This is a genomic window from Ciceribacter ferrooxidans (assembly GCF_004137355.1).
Lineage (GTDB): Bacteria > Pseudomonadota > Alphaproteobacteria > Rhizobiales > Rhizobiaceae > Allorhizobium > Allorhizobium ferrooxidans.
On record NZ_SDVB01000150.1, the window covers coordinates 1 to 251 of the forward strand.

A 251-nucleotide genomic window follows, 5' to 3' on the forward strand; every position below is an offset into this window, starting at 1 on the left:
AATGGTCGCGGCGCGCTCCACTACGACGCCGACGGCCACCGCCTGGGGCAGATCGGCCAGGATGCCGGCACGTTTCGACCGCGAGGCATCGGCGTCGATCCGGCTGGGCGCGTCTACATCGCCGATACTGGCCACGCTCGTGTGCTCCTGCTCTCGTCCGATGGCAACATCCTCCAGACGATCGGCGGCGACGGCGCTCCGATTCTGAATCAGCCGACGGACGTGGCGATCTCGGTGGATGGGTCGGTGTA

1 pseudogene is annotated in these 251 nt (G+C 67.3%); it reads left to right on the forward strand.

The annotated features are described in order from the left end of the window. Positions 1-251, forward strand: a pseudogene (locus EUU22_RS04295) (hypothetical protein); the annotation flags it as partial.